Source organism: Pseudomonas moorei (assembly GCF_042846945.1).
Lineage (GTDB): Bacteria > Pseudomonadota > Gammaproteobacteria > Pseudomonadales > Pseudomonadaceae > Aquipseudomonas > Aquipseudomonas moorei.
The window spans coordinates 2,870,037-2,891,144 of sequence record NZ_AP035776.1; the positions used below are offsets into that span (position 1 = coordinate 2,870,037).

Genomic DNA, 21,108 nt, shown 5'->3' on the forward strand with positions numbered 1-21,108 from the left:
GCCGGGGAACGTCTATTCACTGTCGAGTTCTGGCTATCAACCGGCGTCCGGCTTGGGGCTTTCATAGCGAGCGTTGAATGCCTTAATGAATCCATTACGTAAAATCTGCAAAAAAGCCTGAAAAGCGCTGACATCTTGCTGATGTACGTTGCCACTGAGTTCAACCCGAGTGGCAAACTGGTTCTTGCCCTGGTTTTTCAGCACGGTCTCGGAACCACCGACAATGGCTTCCCAAATAGAGCGGAAAATCCCTTTGTCCTTGTTTTCCACATCTTGCTGCCAGTTGAACACGTCGACATCCCTGAGCAGCGGTTTGATATAGCCCGTCAATTTGGCGTTTTTGGCCTGCGCTTCGATGACCACATCGCCATGGCCGGCATTGAAATCGAACTTGCCGTAGGCCGAAGCGAAGTCGTTCATGCGTTTGAGTTCGATGTCCTTGGCCCGCAGGCGAAATTCGAAGTTTTCGAAATTGCTCAAGGGGTCGAAGGTTGCGCTGGTCTCCAGTGGCGCTTGCCCCAGCAACAGGGCTTTTCCTTCGAAGCGGGCGTCGCGTTTGCCTTTGGTATCCACCACGTTGGTCAGGTTGTAGATGCTGGCATTGACCTTGGTGGCGTCCATGTTCACCGGTGGCTTGGAATTGAAGTTGCGGAAGCTGATCTTGCCATCGTCAATTCGCACTTCGTTCAATGTGATCGGCAGCAGTTTGCCCAGTTGGGCGCGCCAGTCGGTGCCCCGACCCGTTTGGGAGTTCTGCTTGTTGGCTCCGCCATCGACGAAGTTCACCTCAGGGTTGATGAACTGCACCCGTGCGACCACCGCATGGTCGTACCAGAGCGAATGCCAACTGACCGAGAGGTCGATCAACGGTGCATTGACGAACGGCACTGGCACCTTGCCGTCGACTTTGACGATTTTCAGACCGTTGATTTTGTAGGCGCCCCGCCATAAGGCCAGGTCGACGTCAGCGATCTGACCGCGGTAATCGCCCATGTCCGCCAACTTGTCATTGAGGTAATCGCGCACCAGGTAGGGCAGGGCGATGTGCAGGGCAACCAGCAGCACGACAAGGCCTGCGAAGGTCCACAAGGGCCAGCTGTATCGACGTTTCATGATGGCAATTCTCTGGCGATCTATAGCGATTGACTGCGGTGGCCCGCGGACGTTCGCCTGACTGGACGCCCACGACCAACAGGCATACCTTTGTGCGCTTATCCAAATGCTGTAGTAAGGACCCAGTCATGAGCCGCATTTTCGCTGACAACGCCCATTCCATCGGCAATACGCCGCTGGTACAGATCAACCGTATCGCCCCGCGCGGTGTGACCATCCTGGCCAAGATCGAAGGGCGCAACCCCGGTTATTCGGTCAAGTGCCGCATTGGCGCGAACATGATCTGGGACGCCGAAAGCACCGGCAAACTCAAGCCTGGCATGACCATCGTCGAACCGACCTCCGGTAACACCGGCATTGGCCTGGCCTTCGTTGCCGCGGCCCGTGGCTATAAATTGATGCTGACCATGCCGGCGTCCATGAGTATCGAGCGTCGCAAGGTGCTCAAGGCGCTGGGTGCCGAACTGGTGCTGACCGAGCCCGCCAAGGGCATGAAAGGCGCCATCGAGAAAGCTGGCGAAATAGTGGCTAGCGATCCGTCGAAATATTTCATGCCGGCGCAGTTCGAAAACCCGGCCAACCCGGCCATCCATGAAAAAACCACCGGCCCGGAAATCTGGAACGATACCGACGGTGCTGTCGATGTGTTGGTGGCAGGCGTCGGAACCGGTGGAACCATCACTGGCGTTTCGCGGTATATCAAGAATACCCAGGGCAAACCGATCATCTCGGTCGCGGTGGAGCCGGTGGTGTCGCCGGTGATCAGCCAGGCGCTGGCCGGTGAAGAGATCAAGCCAAGCCCGCACAAGATCCAGGGCATTGGTGCCGGTTTTGTGCCGAAGAACCTGGACCTGTCAATGGTCGACCGGGTGGAGTTGGTCAGTGACGAGGAATCCAAGGCCATGGCCCTGCGCTTGATGCAGGAAGAAGGGATTTTGTGCGGGATTTCCTGCGGAGCCGCGATGGCGGTGGCCGTCCGGTTGGCCGAAACCCCGGAAATGCAGGGCAAGACCATTGTGGTGATCCTGCCGGATTCCGGTGAGCGTTACCTGTCGAGCATGCTGTTCAGCGATCTGTTCACCGAGCAGGAAAATCAGCAGTAACCGCCTGGCGCCGGATGGTTGTGCCGCAGGGACGCGCTTCCTGACATCGCGGGAGGCTGATTCAGGTCAGCGAATGTTCAAGTGGCTTGTGCTAAATAAGGCATTTATTGCGCAATCCTAAACACTGAATGTCGAATCCCGCGGGTGTTTACCGAGGTCGGTAATGTTTATCATGCCGACTGCCGCGCCGGGTGAAGGGCGTTGTGCAAAAGTGTCTATTTCCAAGGAGTTGTTGATGACCTTTTCCTTTGCCGCGAAAGCGTCATTGTTGCTGCTGTTTCTGGGTAGCACCCTCTATGTGCATTTGCGTGGCAAGGCACGGTTGCCGGTGTTGCGTCAGTTCGTCAATCATTCGGCGCTGTTCGCACCCTACAACGCCCTGATGTACCTGTTCTCCGGCGTGCCGTCGAAACCTTACCTGGATCGCAGCAAGTTCCCTGAACTGGATGTGCTCAAGGACAACTGGGAAGTCATTCGCGACGAAGCGATGCACCTGTTCGACGAGGGCTACATTCGCGCCGCCGAGAAGAACAACGACGCCGGTTTCGGTTCGTTCTTCAAAAAGGGCTGGAAGCGTTTCTACCTCAAGTGGTACGACAAGCCGTTGCCGTCGGCCGAGCTCCTGTGTCCGAAAACCGTTGAGCTGGTCAGCCGCATTCCCAACGTCAAGGGCGCGATGTTTGCGCTGTTGCCGGGCGGCAGTCACCTCAATCCGCATCGCGACCCGTTCGCCGGTTCCCTGCGTTATCACCTCGGCCTGTCCACGCCGAACTCCGACGATTGCCGCATTTTCGTTGACGGTCAGGTGTACGCCTGGCGCGACGGTGAAGACGTGATGTTCGATGAAACCTACGTGCACTGGGTCAAGAACGAAACCGAGAAGACTCGCGTCATCCTGTTCTGCGACATCGAGCGACCGCTGAGCAACCGTCTGATGACCCGTATCAACCGTTCGATCAGCGGCCTGCTGGGGCGGGCAACCGCGCCGCAGAACCTTGACGACGAGCGCGTCGGTGGGATCAACCAGGCCTACGCCTGGAGCAAGAACTTCAGTGACAAATTCAGCGGTGCGGTCAAGCAGTGGAAGCGCCGCAACCCCAAGGCCTACCGAGTACTGCGCCCGGTATTGGCGGTGGTGGTGCTGACATTGTTGGGTTATTGGCTGTTTGGTTGAATGAACCTGCAGGAGCCGGCAAATCGGCTCCTGCAGGGATCGCTCGTTTCACCAATACCAAGTGGAAAAATCCAAGAGATTCGGACGACAACCTCGACGCTTTACCTTCAACGCAACTTATTGCAATTGATGTCTCGCGCTGGTTATAGTCGGCGCACCGTGAGTTTCAGCACTCACATGTTCACCCCTCAAGAAAAGATCAGCCCATGCCTACATCCCTCATCAACGCGGTAGTCGATTCAGCGGTCAACGCTGGCGTCGTGCCGTGCGGGAATCAGCAGCCGGGGCAGATCAGTCATTACCCCCCTCCTGTCAGTCGCACGCCAGTGTGCGCGGTGGTCTCGCCGCCAGGTGTTGGCATTTCGGGCTGATCAGCGTTTTCTGCTGCTCCCCTCTGCCTGCCTGAAAAAACAACTGAATTTCAGCTACGGCTGAATTGGCTTTTTGCCTGACTACAGGTGGTATTCATGTTTGTCCTTTCGAAAAAGTCCGCGCTCGCGGCGGCTTCCACGAGTCTGTTCGTCCTGCTGTGGAGCAGCGGGGCGATCTTCTCCAAATGGGGGCTGGCTCACGCATCGCCCTTTGCCTTTCTGTTCATGCGCTTTGTCATTGCCTTGTGCGGCTTGATCCTGCTGGTGCCCTTGCTCCAACTGAAGTTGCCCAAGGGCGGCAAGCCGATGCTGTATGCCATGGCCACCGGGGTGGTGTTGCTGGGGGCTTATCAGATTTTCTATCTGCTGGCCCTCGACCTGAAAGTCACCCCGGGAGTGATGGCGACCATCATGGGCGTGCAACCCATTCTCACCGTGGTGATCATGGAGCGTCAGCGCTCGGCCAGCCGGATGTTCGGCCTGTCGCTCGGTCTCGCCGGGTTGATCATGGTGGTCTACCAGGGCATCGGCCTGGCGGGCATGTCGCTGGCCGGCATGCTCTTCGGGTTGCTGGCGCTGGTGAGCATGACCTTCGGCTCTGAGGTCAATGTAGTCTGAGCGAATGAGCAAGGTTACTGAAGCCCTGCTACGCTTGATCGCCCGGGGCAATCTGGTGAACGTCACCAGTCTGTTTTACCTGGTGCCAGCGGTGACGGCGGTGATGGACTATCTGTTTTTCGGCAACCGCCTGGCACCGCTGAGCATGCTCGGCATGGTGCTGATCATTGTCGGTTTGGTGTTTGTGTTCCGTAAGACGGCGTAAATATGAGCAGGCCCGGGGTGTTGCTCCGGGCCTTTTTCATTTGGCCAGCGCATGCTCCGCCCGCACCGAATTCATGAACGCCTGCATCGCCGATGACTGAATGCGATGCCGTCGGGTGATCAATCCATAGGGTGGCAGCCGCGCCTCGAACTTGATCGGTAGCACCGCCAGCAGATCGCGGCCGGGATAGTCTTCGACCACGGACACCGGCGTGACGCCGAGCATGTCGGTCTGCTGGATCAGGGACAGCAACGTCATGATCGAGGTGGTTTCGACGATGCTGCTGGGAATGTCGACCCGGGCGTTGTGGAACACTTGATTGATGATTGCGCGCATCGGGCTTGGGTGTTGTTGCAGCACCCATGTCATGTTTTGCAGTTCGGCCCAACTCAGTTGCGTGGCTTTCGCCAGTGGGTTCTGCGCACCGGAAATCACGCACAAGGCCTCTTCGCCGAGGCTGTCGAACAGCAACTCTTCAGCCCGCGCTCCGGCGGGAATCCGCCCCAGCACGATGTCCAGTTGATCCTGCAACAGCGCCTGCACCAGTACGTCGCTGGTGTCGACCTGGATGCTCATGGACAACCGGGGGTGGCTTTGTTTCAGGGTCGCGATGGTGCGGGTCAAGAGTCCCGAGGCCAGTGCCGGAATGGCGCCAACCGCGACGCGCCCCAGGTTGCCGGATTCGAGTGCGACCAGTTCTTCGCGCATGCCGCTGAGCTCGGCGAACACCATGCGCGCGTAGTAGATGACGGTTTCCCCGAACGGGGTAGAGCGCATGCCCCGGGGCAAACGCTCGAAGAGTTCGACGCCGAGCAGGTCTTCGGCTTCGTGCAGCATTTTGGTCGCTGCCGGTTGAGTCATGCCGATGTGATCGGCGGCGCGGCGCAACGAACCGAATTCCTGCAACGCCAGCATCAGCCGTAGTTGGCGCAGACGCAGACGACTGTGGATTACATTGGCATCAGGAATTCGGGTCATCGGCCGCACTCGCAAAAAAGACTGCGGCAAGCCTGACAACAAATGTCAGGCGTTGCCAGCATTGCTGTGTCACAGCACCGATTTTGCTTTGGCGACATGGGGTTTGCGCAGGCCCGTCAGGGTTCCGAATGCCTTGGAAATCAGCGGCCAGAACAGCATCAACAGCGCTGCCGTGGTCAGGCTGCCCACCAGCGGGTTGGACCAGAAAATCCCCAGGTGGCCGTCGGAGAACAGCATCGACTGACGGAATGCATCCTCAGCCTTGTCGCCCAGTACCGCCGCCAGCACCAGCGGTGCGATCGGGTAGCCGAGTTTCTTGAACAGATACCCCAGTGCGCCGAAGCCCAGCATCAGCACCACGTCGAAGAACGAGTTGTGCACCGAGTAGGCACCGATGGCGCAGACCATGATGATGATCGGCGCAATGATCGAAAACGGAATGCGCAGGATCGAGGCGAACAGCGGCACGGTGGCCAGCACCACGATCAGGCTCACCACGTTGCCCAGGTACATGCTGGCGATCAGGCCCCAGACAAAATCGTGCTGCTCGACGAACAGCGTCGGGCCGGGGTGCAGGCCCCAGATCATCAAGCCGCCAAGCATCACCGCCGCGGTCGCCGAACCGGGAATGCCCAGGGTCAGCATCGGCAGCAGGGCGCTGGTGCCGGCGGCATGGTCGGCTGTCTCCGGGGCGATCACGCCTTCGATTTCGCCTTTGCCGAAGTTGTCGCGGTTCTTCGAGAAGCGCCGCGCCAGGCTGTAGCTCATGAACGAGGCGGCTGTCGGTCCGCCAGGCGTGATGCCCATCCAGCAACCGACCAGGGTGCTGCGCACAATGGTCCACCAGTAGCGGGGCAACTTGGCCCAGGTGCGCAGGATCACCATCGGCGTGATGCGCGCGTGTTCGCCACGGAACACCAGGCCCTCTTCCACGGTGCAGAGAATTTCACCGATGCCGAACAGGCCGATCACCGCGACTTCGAAGCTGATGCCGGTCATCAAAATCGGCTGATCGAAGGTCAGGCGCAGGTTGCCGGACACGGTGTCCATGCCGACCGCCGCCATGGCGAAGCCGATCATCATCGCCACCGCGGTTTTCAGCGGCGGGTTCTTGCTCATGCCGATGAAGGTGCAGAACGCCAAGAGGTACACCGCGAAGAACTCCGGTGAACTGAACGACATGGCGAACGCGGCGATCCTGGTCGAGAGGAAGGTCAGCAGCAACACCCCGCACAGGGCACCGATCAGGGCCGAGCTGAACGCGGCGGTCAAGGCTTCGGCGGCGCGACCTTCACGGGCCATCGGGTAGCCGTCGAAGGTGGTCGCCACCGATGAGGGCTCGCCGGGAATGTTGAACAGGATCGAGGTGATCGAGCCACCGAACAACGCGCCCCAATACATGCACGACAGCAGAATGATCGCCGACACCGGCGACATGGTAAACGTCAGTGGCAACAACAGCGCCACGCCATTGGGGGCGCCGAGACCGGGCAACACGCCGACCAGAATGCCCAGCAGCACGCCGATCACCATCAGGCCGATATGGCCCGGGGTCAGGATCAGGTTCATGCCTTGCAGCAGGGAATCGAATTCGCTCATTTGAAATTTCTCCCGGCCAGGGCAATCCAGTCGCCCATGGGACCGGCATCCAGGGGCACCTTGAACCACAGCGCGAAAATCAGGTAGCTGGCCAGCACCGCGCCCAGGGAAACCGTGCCGATCATCCACTTGCCGTAAGGCTTGGCGCGGACCTTGTCACGCCACATGAACCAGGCGATGAAACAGGCCGAAGCGACGTAAATGCCCGTGAACGGCATCGCGCCAACGAACAGGGCGATGGGCACGAACACCGACAGCACTTGCTTGAACGCGCTGCGGCTGACGAATGCAATGCTCAGGGCTTGCCAGCGCACCAGGGTCAACACGCCGTTGGCCACGCTCGCGGCGCTCAGCATCAGGCCGATGTAGAACGGGAAGTAACCGGGCTCCGGGCCGGCATCACCCCAGCCGATACCCTGTTCGACACTGCCGAACATCACCACCGCGCCGATCAGGGCGGTGAACACCGCCAGGCCGAGTTCGACCCAGCGGGTGCCGACCAGCGCCGGTGAATCCGAAGAATGAGACATGAACACACCTCCAGCAGATGACGGCCGCCCGCAGGCGGACGGCCGTGACAACTTTAGTTTTTCAGCCAGCCGGCTTCTTTGAATACCGGCGTGACGCGGGCGGTGTCTTTTTCGATGTAGGCGGTCAGTGGCTCACCTTCGAGGAAGGTCGGCACCAGCGCGTTCTGCTTCACGTACGCCTTGAACTCATCGGTCTGGGTGACTTTGCGCATCAGTTCGACATAGAAGGCGCGTTGCTCGGCGGTGATATCGCCCGGCATGAACACGGTGCGCGGGAAGCGGTACTGGTCGATGCCAAGGCCCTGTTCGTGGCAGGTCGGCACGTCGGCCCAGGATTTATCGCCAGCGACTTTCTCGGTGTAGCTCATGCGCTCCTTACTGAATACGCAGAGCGGTTCGACCTGGTCGCCGCGCCATTGGCTGATGCTTTCGCTGGGGTTATTGACGTTGGCGGCGATGTGTTTGCCGGCCAGTTGAGTCGCGGCTTCACTGCCGCTCTTGAACGGGATGTACACCAGTTTGCTGTTGTTGGTCTGGTTGAGCAGCAGGGTCAGGGTCTGGTCGACGTCCTTGGACTGGCTACCGCCCATGCGCAGGTTTGATGGATCGGCCTTGACCGCTTCGTAGAAGCCTTTGGCGTCCTTCCACGGCGCGTCTTTGTAGCTCCAGAGAATGAAGTCATCCTCGGCCACGGCGGCGATCGGCGTCAGCTCTTGCCATTGATAGCCGAGCTTGGAAACCAGTGGCAACAGGTAGATGTTGTTGGTGCCGATCACCAGTTTTTCGGCATCGCCCTTGTTCATCTTCATGTCGAGAAAGGCTTCGGCGCCATTGCCGCCGCCCTTGTTCAGGACGATGGTATTCACATCGAGCAGCTTGTGGGTGGTGATGATCGACTGGATCAGGCGACCGAGCTGGTCGGTGCCGCCACCGGGCCCGCCAGCGACGACGATTTCGACGTTCTTGTCCGGTTGCCAGGCGGCGTGAGCGAGAGCGGGGAGGGCGCCGGCGGCGATCAGTGTGCAGCCAAGAAACAGACGGGATGTGCGACGGACGATTGCATTTCGCATGGAAGGGCCTCGTTTTTGTAGTTGTTATGAGTGGCTTGTCTGAGCGGTAAAGCCGCAAGCCTGGCCTGAGTGTGGGAAGCCATCGCCGCCGCGTCTAGTCAAAACAATACATACACCGATAGCCTGGGGTTATAGGTCGGCAAACGAAGCAGGATCTTTGTAGGAGCGAGCCGGCTCCGGGCGGCGATTTGACGATGGACTCAAGGGCAATGCGTCACGTCAGCAAGCCCGCGTTATCGTTAACGTCCATCGCGAGCAGGCTCGCTCCTACAGACAAGCATGCGTGGCAGCGTTGAAAGGTCGTTGAAAGCAGGTCATGACATAACTCGAGGCTATCGCCCGATTTCAAGTTTTGATTAGACGGTTATCGCTGGGCCTTCGATAGTGCTCACCAACAAACGCGGCACAACGTCTGCATCTCCACAAAAATAATAAATAAGAGGTACGCACCATGGCTCGTCCCAGTGCTTCCCTGCATCTGCCTGGCGCGGATGTTCAGCCAGTGTCAGCGACAGCACCCCTGACCGGTGTCGCCAAGGCCAGCAATGTGCGCTGGCGGATTTTCGCGATCATCTTCGCCTTGACCATGGTCAACCTGATCGATCGGGTGTCGCTGTCGATCGCGATGCCGACCATTGCCCATGAATTTTCTTTGTCGCCCAGCATGCAGGGGCTGATCCTCAGCAGTTTTTTCTGGGCCTACGCCCTGCTGCAGATTCCAGGTGGCTGGATGATCGATCGCTTCGGGCCGCATCGGGTCATCAGTTGGTCGACCGGTTTGTGGGGAACGTTCCAGGTGTTGGCGGCGTTTGCCACCGGTGGCCTGTCACTGCTGTTTGCCCGTGTGGCGCTGGGGGCATCGGAGGCGCCGTTGTTTCCGTCCGGCGGCAAACTGATTTCCTTGTGGCTGGCGCCGAGCGAACGCAGCCGCGGCGCGGTGCTGATGGACAGCGGCAGCCCGCTTGGTGTGGCGCTGGGCGGGTTGATCATTGCCTATCTGATTGCTTCGCTGGATTCGTGGCGCCTGGCATTCGTCATCGCCGGCATCGCAACGTTGGTACTGGCCTGGCTGGCGCGGCGTTATCTGCGCGATGACCCGGCCAGTCACCCGCAGGTCAATGCCCGGGAGCTCGAGAAGATCAACGCCGGGCGCGCCACGCCGGCCGCCGAAGCGGCCCGTGCGCCGGTCAAGGGCCTGGGCATCGCCGCCCGTTCGCTGAGCGGTTTGCTGATTGGTCGGGCCAGTTGGGCGATGGTGTATTTCGGTCTGCTGACCTGGGGGCCAAGTTACCTGTCCCAGGCTCGCGGCTTCGATATCAAGGGCATTGGCGCGGCGACCTTTGTGATCTTTATCTGCGGGGCTCTGGGTTCGTTGACCGGTGGTTTTCTCTGCGATGGCTTGATCCGCAGAGGCGTCAGTCGTGGTGTGGCGGTCAAGAGCCTGCTGGCGTTTTCCGGTCTGGTGGCCCTCGGCGCGTTCCTGCTGCTGCCGACCTTGAGTAATCCTTTTGCGGCGGTGGCGCTGTTGGCCATGACCGCGTTTTTCTTGATGTGGGGCAGTCTCTACTGGAGCTTCCCGGCGCTGCTGGCGGCACCGGCGCGGGTCGGCCTGATCGGCGGCGTGATGAACATGGCCGGCAGTACCGGCGGTATCGCGGTGCCGATTCTGGTCGGGGTGATTGTGCAAATGGCCGGCGGTTTTGCCCCGGTGCTCGGTTTCTTCGCGGCGTGTTCGGCGGTATTCGTGCTGGCTACCTTGTTCATCAGCCTCGACGAGGTGCGTCATGACTAAGTTGTGGGACGGCCCGATCATCGATGCCCATCATCACTTTTGGGACCCTTCGATCAATGACCACCCTTGGTTGGCGCCAGAGGCCAATATTCCGTTCCGCTACGGCGATTACAGCGCGATCAAGCGCCGCTACTTCCCCGAGGATTATTTCGCCGATGCCGGTACTCACCGGGTGGTGCAAACGGTTTATGTCGAGACCGAATGGAACCCACAGGACCCGATTGGCGAAACCCGATTCATCGAGCAACTGGCGGCTCGCTACGGCGTGCCCAACGCGATCGTCGCGCAAGCCTGGCTGGACCGGCCCGACGCCATCGCCGTGCTGACCGAACAGGCCGCCTTCAAATGCGTGCGCAGTGTGCGGCACAAGCCCGGCGGACCAACGTCGCCGGAACAGGTCGGGCATCAGCGCAGCCTGATGAGCGATGATCACTGGCGCCGCAGTTACGCTGCGCTCGAAGGCTTGGGTCTGCATTTCGATTTGCAGACACCCTGGTGGAACCTGCACGAGGCCGAACGGCTGGCCCGGGATTTTCCCGGCATTACGCTGATCCTCAACCACGCCGGTTTACCCAGCGACCGCAGCGCCGAAGGCCTGGCGGGCTGGCGCCTGGCGATGGCGCGGCTGGCCCAATGGCCCAACGTGCAGGTCAAGATTTCCGGGTTGGGGCAGGGCGGGCAAAGGTGGCGCGCCAAGGACAACGCCTGGATCGTGCGCGAAATTATCGCCATGTTCGGCACAGATCGAGCGATGTTCGCCAGCAACTTTCCGGTCGACAGCCTGTGTGGCTCGTTCGACGACATCTACAGCGGTTTCAAATCCATTGTCGCCGATCTGCCGACGGCCGATCAGGAGCGACTGTTCTACAGCAACGCGCAGCGCATCTATCGCTGCGAGCCTTGCGCCATTGACCGGGCGTGGCCTGAACCCTTGAGGAGTGAAGCATGAACAAGACAACCATCGCCATGGTCCTGGGCGACCCGGCGGGCATCGGCCCGGAACTGATCGCACGTTTGCTCGGCGAGCCCGAAGTGCGTCGCCAGGCCAACGTGATATTGATCGCCGATGAAGCGGAAATGCGTCGCGGCATGCGCATTGCCGGGGTGGAGTTTCCTTATCGTCGCGTCGAATCTCTGGATCGATTGGAGTTCAACGATGACACGCCGCTGTTCTACGATTTTCGCGGGGACACCATCGGTGAATTTCCACGTTGCGAGGCCAGCGTCATCGGCGGTCGCTACAGCCTCGACACCCTGGAAATCGCCCTGCGTCTGACCGAGGCCGGGACCACCAACGCGGTGCTGTTCGGGCCGCTGAACAAGACGTCGCTGCACATGGCCGGCATGGCCCATAACGACGAGCTGCACTGGTTCGCCGAGTTGCTGGACTTCCACGGACCGTTCTGCGAATTCAACGTGCTCGACAACCTCTGGACCTCGCGGGTGACCTCTCATGTGGCCCTGTCCGAAGTCCCGGGCATGCTCAGCCAGGAGCGGGTGGTGGAAGCGATCCGACTGATCGATACCGCACTCAAGCGCAACGGCCTGGAAAAACCGCGCATCGGCGTGTGCGGGCTGAACCCGCATAACGGCGACAACGGCTCGTTCGGCCGCGAAGAGCTGGACATCATCGGCCCGGCTGTACGCTCGGCCCAGGCGCAGGGAATCGCGGCGGAAGGCCCGTATCCGGGCGACACGATTTTCCTCAAGGTCCAGGGCGATGCCAACGCCTTCGACGCGGTCGTCACGATGTATCACGACCAGGGGCAGATCGCGATCAAGCTGATGGGTTTCTCCCGTGGCGTCACGGTGCAGGGTGGCTTGCCGATCCCGATCACCACTCCGGCCCATGGCACCGCGTTCGATATCGCAGGGCAGGGCAAGGCCAACGTCGGCGCGACCCGCCAGGCCTTCGAAATTGCCTGCCGGATGGGCGGCAACCGCTACTGACCCAATGCAATTTCCCTGTGGAGCCTGCTCGCGAAGAGGGCATGTCAGTCGATATTTATGCCGCCTGACAGACCGCCAACGCGGGCAAGCCCGCTCCCACAGGTCTTTGGATCGTTTACAAAATCAAGTAATACCTTCGGACTTGTGGGAGCTGGCTTGCCAGCGATGGCGGTCTGACAGACATCTTTGATGTGACTGTCAGGCCGCCATCGCGAGCAGGCTCGCTCCCACAGTTTTTTGTGTGTGCCTGATAACCCTATCCTGGCAAAAACAGCCTGAATCGATCACCTCAGGTTATCGCCGGATACGCATAAGTGATTATCCGCATCCCTTTGTGCTGGCTAAAGTCGCTCCATCGAATGAACGCAACCGGTCACTTTCCGGCCACTGCATTCAGGCGAATGACAATTACAAAAAGCCTGCCTTGTCACTTCCGCAAGGCACATACCGGCAGCAAAGGAACACGCCCATGACCCGTCCAGATTCCGCCCTGGCTCTGACCAGAGCCATCTCCAAAAGCCGGCTGCGCTTGCTGCCGTTCCTGATCCTGATGTACATCCTGGCGTTCATTGATCGCTCCAACGTCGGCTTCGCCAAAGCGGCCCTGCAGGCGGACACCGGGCTGGGTGACGCCGCGTTTGCCTTCGGTGCGAGTATCTTTTTCATCGGTTACGCGTTCTTCGAAGTGCCGAGCAACTACATGCTGCACCGTCTCGGCGCCAAGGTCTGGCTGTGCCGGATCATGGTCACCTGGGGCCTGGTGTCGGCGGCGATGATGTTCGCTCACAACGCTCAAACCTTCTACGTCTTGCGCTTCCTGCTCGGTGTGGCCGAGGCGGGCTTCTTCCCCGGGATCATCCTCTATCTCACCTACTGGTTCCCGGCGCAGAGCCGCGGTCAGGCGCTGGGGCTGTTCTACTTCGGCCTGCCACTGGCACTGGTGCTGGGCAGTCCGTTGTCGGGCTGGTTGCTTGACTTCCATGGCGTGTTCGGCCTGACCAACTGGCAGTGGCTGTTCGTGGTCGAAGGCCTGATGGCATCGGTGATCGGCATCGCTGCGTACTTCTATCTGGTCAACCGTCCGGCCCAGGCCACCTGGTTGAGCGTGGAAGAAAAGCTCGCGCTGGAGAAAGCCCTGGCCGACGAAGACGCACAGAAAAAAGACAGCAGCCCCCACGGGTTCCTCAGTGCCTTGCGCAACCCTCGGGTACTGCAATTCTGCGTGGCCTATTTCACCATCCAGATGAGTGTGTATGGCGTGGTGTTCTACCTGCCAACGCGGATCGCCGGGTTGCTCGACGGGCACGTCGGTTTGAACGTCGGCCTGATCACTGCGATCCCGTGGATCTGCGCCCTGATCGTGACCCGCATCGTCACCCGTTACGCCGACCGCACCGGCCAGCACCGTCGCCTCGCCGTGTGCATGCTGACGATGGCCGCCCTGGGTATCGCCGCTTCGGCGCTGGGCACCAGCATGGTGCCAGTGGTCCTTGCGTTCTGCTTTGCCGCTGCCGGTTTCGTCTCGGTGCAGCCGCTGTTCTGGACCATTCCCACCAGCTACCTCAGCGGTGCCGCCGCAGCCGGCGGGATCGCCCTGATCAATTCTCTGGGCAACCTCGGTGGCTTCGTCGCGCCGAACCTGAAAACCGTGATGGAAACCTCGTTTGCAGACCCTCGTGCCGGCATGTTCGCCCTGGCCCTGGTCGGCATTTTCGGCGCCATCCTGCTGTCCCGGCTTCGCACCACCCACACACCAAAATCCCCCTCGCAGCTCACACCGGCTCAGGTTGGCTGATCACCGCGTTAACAAGGAACTGAATTCATGAAAATCAAAGCGATCCGTACCCGCGTTTTCGAGTGGAAAGGCAAAGTCGTCCCGCCACAAGCGCACTTCTGCACCAACGCCAGTGACATCCTGTTCGAACGCGGCGACGCCATGGGCTCGTTCCGTTTTCACGGCTGGCTGGTGGTGGAAGTCGAGACCGATACCGGTCTTGTCGGCATCGGTAACTGCGCCCTGGCACCACGTGTGGCCAAGGAAATCATCGACACTTACCTCGCGCCGATTGCCATTGGCGAAGACCCGTTCGACAACGAGTACATCTGGCAGAAAATGTACCGCCAGAGCCACGCCTGGGGCCGCAAAGGCATCGGCATGGCGGCGATCTCGGCGATCGACATCGCGATCTGGGACATCATGGGCAAAGCGGTGAACAAGCCGGTGTTCAAGTTGCTCGGCGGTCGCACCAAGGAAAAGATCTGGACCTACGCCTCCAAGCTCTACGCCAATGATAATCTCGACCTGTTCCTCGAAGAAGCCCAGGGCTATCTGAGCCAGGGTTTCACCGCGCTGAAAATGCGCTTCGGCTACGGCCCGAAAGACGGCCCGGCAGGCATGCGTCGCAACATCGAACAAGTGCGCGCCCTGCGTGAGCTGGCCGGCCCTGACGTCGACATCATGCTCGAATGCTACATGGGCTGGACCCTGGAATACGCCCGCCGCATGTTGCCCAAGCTTGCCGAGTTCGAACCGCGCTGGCTCGAGGAGCCGGTGATCGCCGACGACATCGAGGGTTACATCGAGCTGAAGAAAATGGGGATCATGCCGATCTCCGGCGGCGAACACGAGTTCACGTCCTACGGCTTCAAGGACCTGCTGGAACGCCGCGCCGTCGACGTGATCCAGTACGACACCAACCGCGTCGGCGGCATCACCGCCGCGCGCAAGATCAACGCCATGGCCGAAGCCTGGTCGGTGCCGGTGATTCCGCACGCCGGGCAAATGCACAACTACCACCTGACCATGTCCACCACCGCCTCGCCAATGGCCGAGTTCTTCCCGGTGTTCGACGTCGAGGTCGGCAACGAACTCTTCTATTACGTGTTCAAGGGCGAGCCACAACCGGTCAACGGCTACATCCAGCTCGACGACCACAAACCGGGCCTGGGCCTGGAAATCTCCGATGAGTACCTGAGCGACTTCAACATCATCGAATGATTCAAAGGCGCCGCTCACGGGCGGCGCCGTCCACGACTTTCTGGAGGCCGGATATGCGCCTGATTCAATTTGAAAACGCCCTCGGTGAGCGCCAGGTCGGCGTCATCGATGGCTCGCACGTCCAGGTGTTGAAAGACACCCGCAATACCCGTGAACTGGCACTGGCGGCGATCCGCGCGCAGCGCAGCCTGCAAGAAGAAGTCGCCCGGCGCGGCACCGAGCCGGGCCCTGACTACGCGCAACTGTTGCAGCAGGGCAAAGTGCTGCCGCCGCTGGACCACGAAGACCCGGCCCATTGCCTCGTCAGCGGTACTGGCCTGACCCACCTGGGCAGCGCTTCGGCGCGGGACAAGATGCACCAGCACGACGGTGCCGTCGAAGCCGGTATGACCGACACCATGCGTATCTTCAAATGGGGGCTGGAAGGCGGAAAGCCGGCAGCAGGGCAGGTCGGTGCGCAACCGGAATGGTTCTACAAGGGCGACGGCAGCATCGTCGTGCGTCCCGGTGCGGACTTCCCCGTGCCGCCGTTCGCTGAGGATGCCGGCGAAGAGCCGGAACTGACCGGGCTCTACGTGATCGGCGACGATGGCCAGCCGTATCGCCTCGGCTATGCCTTGGGCAACGAGTTTTCCGACCATGTCATGGAGCGCCGCAACTACCTGTATCTCGCCCACTCGAAACTGCGTTTCTGCGCCTATGGGCCGGAACTGCGGGTCGGCGAGTTGCCCAGGCATCTGGCTGGCACCAGTCGCATCACGCGCAACGGCGAAACGATTTGGGAGCAAGAGTTTCTCAGTGGCGAGGACAACATGTGCCACAGCCTCGCCAACCTCGAGTTCCACCACTTCAAATACGCCCAGTTTTTGCGCCCCGGCGATGTTCATGTGCATTACTTCGGCACGGCCACGCTGTCGTTTGCCGACGGGGTGAAAACCCAGCCGGGGGATCGCTTCCAGATCAGCCTCGACGCGTTCGGCGCGCCCCTGGAAAACGGTATTGGCGAAAGTGCCAAGCCGTTGGCCATCGGCCAGGTCCGCACGCTCTGACCCCAACAGGTCTGCAATCGATCAAGGAATCCGAAATGACCACGATACTCGGACACAACTACATCGGCGGTCGCCGTAGCGCCAACGGCACCCTGCAACTGCACAGCCTTGACGCCACCACTGGCGAGCCGTTGCCCGGCACCTTCTTTCAGGCGTCGGAAGCCGAAGTGGATGCCGCTGCCAAGGCCGCCGCTGCGGCTTACCCGATCTACCGCAACCTGAGTGCTGAAAAACGCGCCACGTTCCTCGATGCCATCGCTGATGAGATCGATGCCTTGGGCGATGAATTCGTCGCCACCGTGTGCCGTGAAACCGCATTACCGGCGGGGCGCATACAGGGGGAGCGCGGTCGCACCAGCGGGCAGATGCGTTTGTTCGCCAAGGTGCTGCGCCGGGGTGATTTTTATAGGGCCCGCATTGATCGGGCGTTGCCGGATCGCCAGCCGCTGCCGCGCCCGGATCTGCGTCAGTACCGCATTGGCCTCGGGCCGGTGGCGGTGTTTGGTGCCAGCAATTTTCCATTGGCGTTTTCCACCGCTGGGGGTGATACCGCTTCGGCGCTGGCCGCCGGTTGCCCGGTGGTGTTCAAGGCCCACAGCGGGCACATGGCAACCGCCGAATGGGTGGCGGACGCGATCATCCGCGCCGCCGAGCGCACCGGGATGCCGGCCGGTGTGTTCAACATGATTTACGGTGGCGGGGTGGGGGAATGGCTGGTCAAGCACCCGGCCATTCAGGCCGTGGGTTTCACCGGCTCGCTCAAGGGCGGCAATGCCTTGAGCCACATGGCGGCGACCCGACCACAGCCGATCCCGGTGTTCGCCGAGATGTCGAGCATCAACCCGGTGTTCCTGCTGCCCGAAGCGTTGACGGTGCGTGGCGAGCAGATCGCTGCGCAACTGGCCGGTTCGGTGACCTTGGGCTGTGGTCAGTTCTGCACCAATCCCGGACTGGTCATTGGCCTGCGCTCGCCGCAGTTCAGCAGCTTCGTGCAAACGTTTTGCGCGAACATGAATCAGCAACCGGCGCAGACCATGCTCAACGCCGGCGCCTTGAGCAGTTACAGCCGAGGACTTGCCGAGTTGCATGAACATCCGGGGCTGACCCACCTGGCGGGCAAACCGCAGCAGGGCAATCAGGCGCAGCCGCAAGTGTTCAAGGCCGATGTCAGCCTGCTGCTCAAGGGCGACCAATTGCTTCAGGAAGAAGTGTTCGGGCCAACCACCATCATCATCGAAGTCGAGGATCGGGCGCAGTTGGCGGCGGCGTTGCACGGCCTGCGCGGGCAATTGACCGCGACGCTGATCGGCGAGGCTGACGAGTTGCAGGAGTACCACTGGCTGGGCGAGTTGTTGCAGGAGAAAGTCGGGCGGATTCTGCTCAATGGTTATCCGACCGGTGTCGAGGTCTGCGAAGCCATGGTGCATGGCGGGCCCTATCCGGCGACTTCGGATTCGCGGGGGACGTCGGTCGGCAGTTTGGCGATTGACCGCTTCCTGCGGCCGGTGTGCTTCCAGAACTATCCGGATGCGTTACTGCCCGAAGCGTTGCAGAACGCCAACCCGCTGGGGATTCAGCGGTTGGTGGATGGGGAGGTGAGCGCTACAGCGCTGTGATTTTCGGTGGCTGAGCCGCTGTCATCGCGAGCAATCTCCCACAGGGTTTGGCGTTGAGCACAACATTTGTGTGCGACATCAATCACGGTGGGAGCGAGCTTGCTCGCGATGGCTTACTCGGCAGCCACAAAAATCACCGGGCAACCAGCCTGGCCCGCTTCAACACCAACCACAACGCTGCCGCAATCAACACCCCGCCATAAATATGCGCCATCGACAGCGGCTCATCGAGGAACAGCGCACCCCACAACACACCGAACAGCGGAATCAGGAAGGTCGTGGTCATCGATTTCACCGGGCCGATCGAGCTCAGCAAGCGGAAGTAAATAATGTACGCAAACGCCGTGCAGCCCAGGCCTAACCCCAGCAAGGACAGCCAGACACTCCAGCCACCCCAGCTCGCCGGTGGGTGGCTGATCACGCTATAACCGAACAGCGGCAGCAGGAACAAGGTCGCGCCGAGCATGCTGCCCAGTGCCGACAAGCGGCTGTCGAGACCGCCCGCGTGATCGAGCCAGCGGCGGGCCAGGAATCCGGCAAATCCGTAGCAAGTGGTCGCGAGCAGGCAGGCGACGGCGCCCATCAGCAGTTCCATATCGAACGCCACCGGACCGGCACGGGTCAGCACGCCGACACCGAACAGCCCCAGGAACACGCCGCCGAGCTTGGCGCCAGTGAGCCTTTCATGGAAAAACAGGCCGCCGATCAGCACGCCCATCAAGGGCGTTGTGGCATTGAAGATCGACGAATAGCCGGCCGGCAGTACCTGCGCGGCCACCGAGTAGAGCGTCGCCGGAATCCCGGAGTTGATCACCCCGAGCAGCATCACGGTCTTGAGCTTGCCTTTGAAATCCCAGCTGATACGCATCAGGCCGAGAATCACCAGCAGTCCGGCAGCGGCGATCGATACACGGAAAAAAGCGGTAGGAATGCTGCCGATCACCGGGGCGATGATGCGCATGAACAGAAAGCTCGCACCCCAAATGGCTGCCAGTGACAGCAAACGAAATGTATCGACGGGGTTCACGGCGCTCTCCTTCTTGAATCGGGACGAGAGTGTTGCCGAGCGCCCGATCGATGGCAACCGAAAAACGGGCATGCAACTTTTAAGGGGGGCGATCACGCGACCGCGAAAATTACGCTTCTCCTGCACCCGCTTCACTGGCTAAGCTCAGGCTTCCCGAATTCCCGCAGAGGTCTCACCATGCCGCAGCAATGGCCAGCCGCCGACATCGCCCGTTTGATCCTCGATGGCTTTGACGATTACCGCGAGCATTTCCGCCAGATCACTGACGGTGCCCGGGCCCGATTCGAGCAGGCCCAATGGCAGGAGACGCAAATTGCCTCGGCGGCGCGGATCAATCTGTACGAAGAAAAAGTCAGCGAAACGGTGGAACGCCTGCGCACGGCGTTCGATACCGACACGCTCGACGTCAGTTGCTGGCCGCTGGTGAAAAGCGCCTACATCAGCCTGATCGACCTGCGCTTCGACGATGAGCTGTCCGAGACCTGGTACAACTCGATTTTCTGTGGGCTGTTCAGCCATGACCTGATCAGCGACGGTTGCATGTTCATCCACACCACCCGGCCGAGCCTGCGCCGGGCCCGCGCCGCGCAAACCCGTACCTACAAACCCCATGGCCAGTTGTCGGGCATGCTGGCGAGCATCTTTGCCGACTATCGCTTCAGCGAGGAATACGCCGATTTGCCCGGCGACCTGCGCCGACTCGAGGCGCAACTGCGCGAGAACCTGCCGGACTGGGTCTGCAAGGACCCGGAGCTGAGCGTCGAGCTGTTTTCCTCGGTGCTTTACCGCAATAAAGGCGCGTACCTGGTGGGACGCATCTACACCGCCGATGAACAATGGCCATTGGCAATTCCGCTGCTGCATCGCGAGGGCCATGGTATCCAGATCGATGCGCTGATCACCGACGAGGCGGACGTGTCGATCATCTTCTCGTTCACCCGTTCGTATTTCATGGTCGATGTACCGGTGCCGGCGGAGTTCATCGGCTTCCTCAAGCGCATCCTGCCGGGCAAGCACATTGCCGAGCTGTACACCTCGATCGGTTTCTACAAGCACGGCAAGTCCGAGTTCTATCGGGCGTTGATCAACCACCTGGCCAACACCGACGACCAGTTCATCATGGCCCCGGGCGTGCGCGGCATGGTCATGAGCGTGTTCACCCTGCCGGGCTTCAACACGGTGTTCAAGATCATCAAGGACCGGTTCTCGCCGTCGAAAAACGTCGACCGTGCCACGGTGATCGAGAAGTACCGGCTGGTGAAAAGCGTCGACCGCGTCGGGCGCATGGCCGATACCCAGGAGTTCGCCGACTTCCGTTTCCCTTTGAGCAAGTTTGAGCCGGCGTGCCTGGAAGAACTGCTGGAGGTCGCGCCGTCAACGGTGTCGGTGGAAGGTGACACGGTGCTGATCCGCCACTGCTGGACCGAACGGCGCATGACCCCGTTGAACCTGTACCTGGAAAACGCCAACGAGGCCCAGGTGCGCGAAGCCCTGGAAGATTACGGCCTGGCGATCAAACAACTGGCGGCGGCGAACATCTTTCCCGGGGACATGCTGCTGAAAAACTTCGGCGTCACCCGACACGGTCGGGTGGTGTTTTACGATTACGACGAGATCTGTTTCCTGACCGAAGCCAACTTCCGCCATATTCCGGCGCCGCGCACTCCCGAGGACGAAATGGCCTCCGAACCCTGGTATTCCATCGGACCGCTGGACGTGTTCCCGGAGGAGTTTCCGCCGTTTTTGTTCGCCGATTCGGGGCAGCGCAAGTTGTTCAATCAACTGCATGGTGAGCTGTACAACGCCGATTACTGGAAGGGGCTGCAAGAGGCGATTCGGGCCGGCAAAGTGATTGATGTGTTTCCATATCGACGTAAAGGCCTGGATAACGAGTAACCCTCCGTCAGGCGCGAAA

General features: G+C 60.6%; 17 protein-coding genes and 1 pseudogene. 12 read left to right on the forward strand and 6 right to left on the reverse strand.

Annotation, left to right across the window (positions count from 1 at the left end; translation table 11 throughout):
* Positions 1-36 precede the first annotated feature (36 nt).
* Positions 37-1,113 (reverse strand): DUF748 domain-containing protein, encoded by a 1,077-nt coding sequence (locus tag ACGJAX_RS13385; protein ID WP_390959369.1) that lies wholly within the window; start codon positions 1,111-1,113, stop codon positions 37-39.
* Positions 1,114-1,241: 128 nt separating this feature from the next.
* Between ACGJAX_RS13385 and cysK the strand changes: the two genes are divergently transcribed.
* The 4 genes and pseudogenes from cysK to ACGJAX_RS13405 all read left to right on the forward strand — a co-directional run bounded on the left by cysK (position 1,242) and on the right by ACGJAX_RS13405 (position 4,584).
* Entirely contained in the window at positions 1,242-2,216 is a 975-nt protein-coding gene (gene cysK / locus ACGJAX_RS13390) for a cysteine synthase A (protein ID WP_090317558.1), read from the forward strand.
* Between the two features lie 235 nt (positions 2,217-2,451).
* Positions 2,452-3,390 (forward strand): aspartyl/asparaginyl beta-hydroxylase domain-containing protein, encoded by a 939-nt coding sequence (locus ACGJAX_RS13395; protein ID WP_390959371.1) that lies wholly within the window; start codon positions 2,452-2,454, stop codon positions 3,388-3,390.
* A 206-nt stretch (positions 3,391-3,596) separates the two neighbouring features.
* Entirely contained in the window at positions 3,597-3,761 is a 165-nt protein-coding gene (locus ACGJAX_RS13400; protein ID WP_390959373.1) for a hypothetical protein, read from the forward strand.
* A 96-nt stretch (positions 3,762-3,857) separates the two neighbouring features.
* A pseudogene (locus ACGJAX_RS13405) lies at positions 3,858-4,584 on the forward strand (EamA family transporter).
* Between the two features lie 36 nt (positions 4,585-4,620).
* On the opposite strand, the gene ACGJAX_RS13410 reads toward ACGJAX_RS13405, so the two are convergent.
* The 4 genes from ACGJAX_RS13410 to ACGJAX_RS13425 form a co-directional block, all read right to left on the reverse strand.
* Positions 4,621-5,562 (reverse strand): LysR family transcriptional regulator, encoded by a 942-nt coding sequence (locus ACGJAX_RS13410; protein ID WP_090317568.1) that lies wholly within the window; start codon positions 5,560-5,562, stop codon positions 4,621-4,623.
* Positions 5,563-5,631: 69 nt separating this feature from the next.
* Positions 5,632-7,161, reverse strand: coding sequence for a tripartite tricarboxylate transporter permease (locus ACGJAX_RS13415; protein ID WP_390959375.1), 1,530 nt, complete (start codon positions 7,159-7,161; stop codon positions 5,632-5,634).
* Positions 7,158-7,691 (reverse strand): tripartite tricarboxylate transporter TctB family protein, encoded by a 534-nt coding sequence (locus ACGJAX_RS13420; protein ID WP_248915756.1) that lies wholly within the window; start codon positions 7,689-7,691, stop codon positions 7,158-7,160. Before ACGJAX_RS13420 ends, ACGJAX_RS13415 begins: the two co-directional genes overlap by 4 nt.
* A 53-nt stretch (positions 7,692-7,744) precedes the next feature.
* On the reverse strand, positions 7,745-8,761 hold the full coding sequence (locus ACGJAX_RS13425) for a tripartite tricarboxylate transporter substrate-binding protein (protein ID WP_390959377.1): 1,017 nt from the start codon (positions 8,759-8,761) through the stop codon (positions 7,745-7,747).
* A 451-nt stretch (positions 8,762-9,212) separates the two neighbouring features.
* On the opposite strand from ACGJAX_RS13425, the gene ACGJAX_RS13430 reads away from it, so the two are divergent.
* The 7 genes from ACGJAX_RS13430 (at position 9,213) to ACGJAX_RS13460 (ending at position 18,166) form a co-directional block, all read left to right on the forward strand.
* Positions 9,213-10,553, forward strand: a complete 1,341-nt coding sequence (locus ACGJAX_RS13430; RefSeq protein WP_390959378.1) for an MFS transporter — start codon at positions 9,213-9,215, stop codon at positions 10,551-10,553.
* A complete protein-coding gene (locus tag ACGJAX_RS13435) occupies positions 10,546-11,502 on the forward strand; it encodes an amidohydrolase family protein (RefSeq protein ID WP_390959380.1) in 957 nt (318 codons plus the stop codon). Before ACGJAX_RS13430 ends, ACGJAX_RS13435 begins: the two co-directional genes overlap by 8 nt.
* Complete coding sequence (locus ACGJAX_RS13440; protein ID WP_090317583.1) at positions 11,499-12,503, forward strand: 4-hydroxythreonine-4-phosphate dehydrogenase PdxA; 1,005 nt, start codon at positions 11,499-11,501, stop codon at positions 12,501-12,503. Before ACGJAX_RS13435 ends, ACGJAX_RS13440 begins: the two co-directional genes overlap by 4 nt.
* Positions 12,504-12,972: 469 nt before the next feature.
* A complete protein-coding gene (locus tag ACGJAX_RS13445) occupies positions 12,973-14,298 on the forward strand; it encodes an MFS transporter (RefSeq protein ID WP_090317585.1) in 1,326 nt (441 codons plus the stop codon).
* A 27-nt stretch (positions 14,299-14,325) separates the two neighbouring features.
* Positions 14,326-15,501: an L-rhamnonate dehydratase gene (locus ACGJAX_RS13450; protein ID WP_090317588.1), complete on the forward strand. Its 1,176-nt coding sequence runs from the start codon at positions 14,326-14,328 to the stop codon at positions 15,499-15,501.
* Between the two features lie 53 nt (positions 15,502-15,554).
* Positions 15,555-16,550, forward strand: a complete 996-nt coding sequence (gene araD1, locus ACGJAX_RS13455) for an AraD1 family protein (protein WP_090317591.1) — start codon at positions 15,555-15,557, stop codon at positions 16,548-16,550.
* 35 nt (positions 16,551-16,585) lie between these two features.
* A complete protein-coding gene (locus tag ACGJAX_RS13460) occupies positions 16,586-18,166 on the forward strand; it encodes an aldehyde dehydrogenase family protein (RefSeq protein WP_390959383.1) in 1,581 nt (526 codons plus the stop codon).
* Between the two features lie 133 nt (positions 18,167-18,299).
* On the opposite strand, the gene ACGJAX_RS13465 is transcribed toward ACGJAX_RS13460, so the two are convergent.
* Complete coding sequence (locus ACGJAX_RS13465; protein WP_390959384.1) at positions 18,300-19,193, reverse strand: EamA family transporter; 894 nt, start codon at positions 19,191-19,193, stop codon at positions 18,300-18,302.
* Positions 19,194-19,370: 177 nt separating this feature from the next.
* Between ACGJAX_RS13465 and aceK the strand changes: the two genes are divergently transcribed.
* The gene (gene aceK / locus ACGJAX_RS13470) at positions 19,371-21,089 is read left to right on the forward strand and encodes a bifunctional isocitrate dehydrogenase kinase/phosphatase (RefSeq protein WP_090317601.1); all 1,719 of its coding nucleotides are present in this window, start codon (positions 19,371-19,373) and stop codon (positions 21,087-21,089) included.
* Positions 21,090-21,108 lie beyond the last annotated feature (19 nt).

Coding starts and splice junctions, on each gene's coding strand:
- ACGJAX_RS13385 (WP_390959369.1), bottom strand. CDS start 1,113: ATGAAACGTCGATACAGCTGGCCCTTGTGGACCTTCGCAGGCCTTGTC.
- cysK (WP_090317558.1), top strand. CDS start 1,242: ATGAGCCGCATTTTCGCTGACAACGCCCATTCCATCGGCAATACGCCG.
- ACGJAX_RS13395 (WP_390959371.1), top strand. CDS start 2,452: ATGACCTTTTCCTTTGCCGCGAAAGCGTCATTGTTGCTGCTGTTTCTG.
- ACGJAX_RS13400 (WP_390959373.1), top strand. CDS start 3,597: ATGCCTACATCCCTCATCAACGCGGTAGTCGATTCAGCGGTCAACGCT.
- ACGJAX_RS13410 (WP_090317568.1), bottom strand. CDS start 5,562: ATGACCCGAATTCCTGATGCCAATGTAATCCACAGTCGTCTGCGTCTG.
- ACGJAX_RS13415 (WP_390959375.1), bottom strand. CDS start 7,161: ATGAGCGAATTCGATTCCCTGCTGCAAGGCATGAACCTGATCCTGACC.
- ACGJAX_RS13420 (WP_248915756.1), bottom strand. CDS start 7,691: ATGTCTCATTCTTCGGATTCACCGGCGCTGGTCGGCACCCGCTGGGTC.
- ACGJAX_RS13425 (WP_390959377.1), bottom strand. CDS start 8,761: ATGCGAAATGCAATCGTCCGTCGCACATCCCGTCTGTTTCTTGGCTGC.
- ACGJAX_RS13430 (WP_390959378.1), top strand. CDS start 9,213: ATGGCTCGTCCCAGTGCTTCCCTGCATCTGCCTGGCGCGGATGTTCAG.
- ACGJAX_RS13435 (WP_390959380.1), top strand. CDS start 10,546: ATGACTAAGTTGTGGGACGGCCCGATCATCGATGCCCATCATCACTTT.
- ACGJAX_RS13440 (WP_090317583.1), top strand. CDS start 11,499: ATGAACAAGACAACCATCGCCATGGTCCTGGGCGACCCGGCGGGCATC.
- ACGJAX_RS13445 (WP_090317585.1), top strand. CDS start 12,973: ATGACCCGTCCAGATTCCGCCCTGGCTCTGACCAGAGCCATCTCCAAA.
- ACGJAX_RS13450 (WP_090317588.1), top strand. CDS start 14,326: ATGAAAATCAAAGCGATCCGTACCCGCGTTTTCGAGTGGAAAGGCAAA.
- araD1 (WP_090317591.1), top strand. CDS start 15,555: ATGCGCCTGATTCAATTTGAAAACGCCCTCGGTGAGCGCCAGGTCGGC.
- ACGJAX_RS13460 (WP_390959383.1), top strand. CDS start 16,586: ATGACCACGATACTCGGACACAACTACATCGGCGGTCGCCGTAGCGCC.
- aceK (WP_090317601.1), top strand. CDS start 19,371: ATGCCGCAGCAATGGCCAGCCGCCGACATCGCCCGTTTGATCCTCGAT.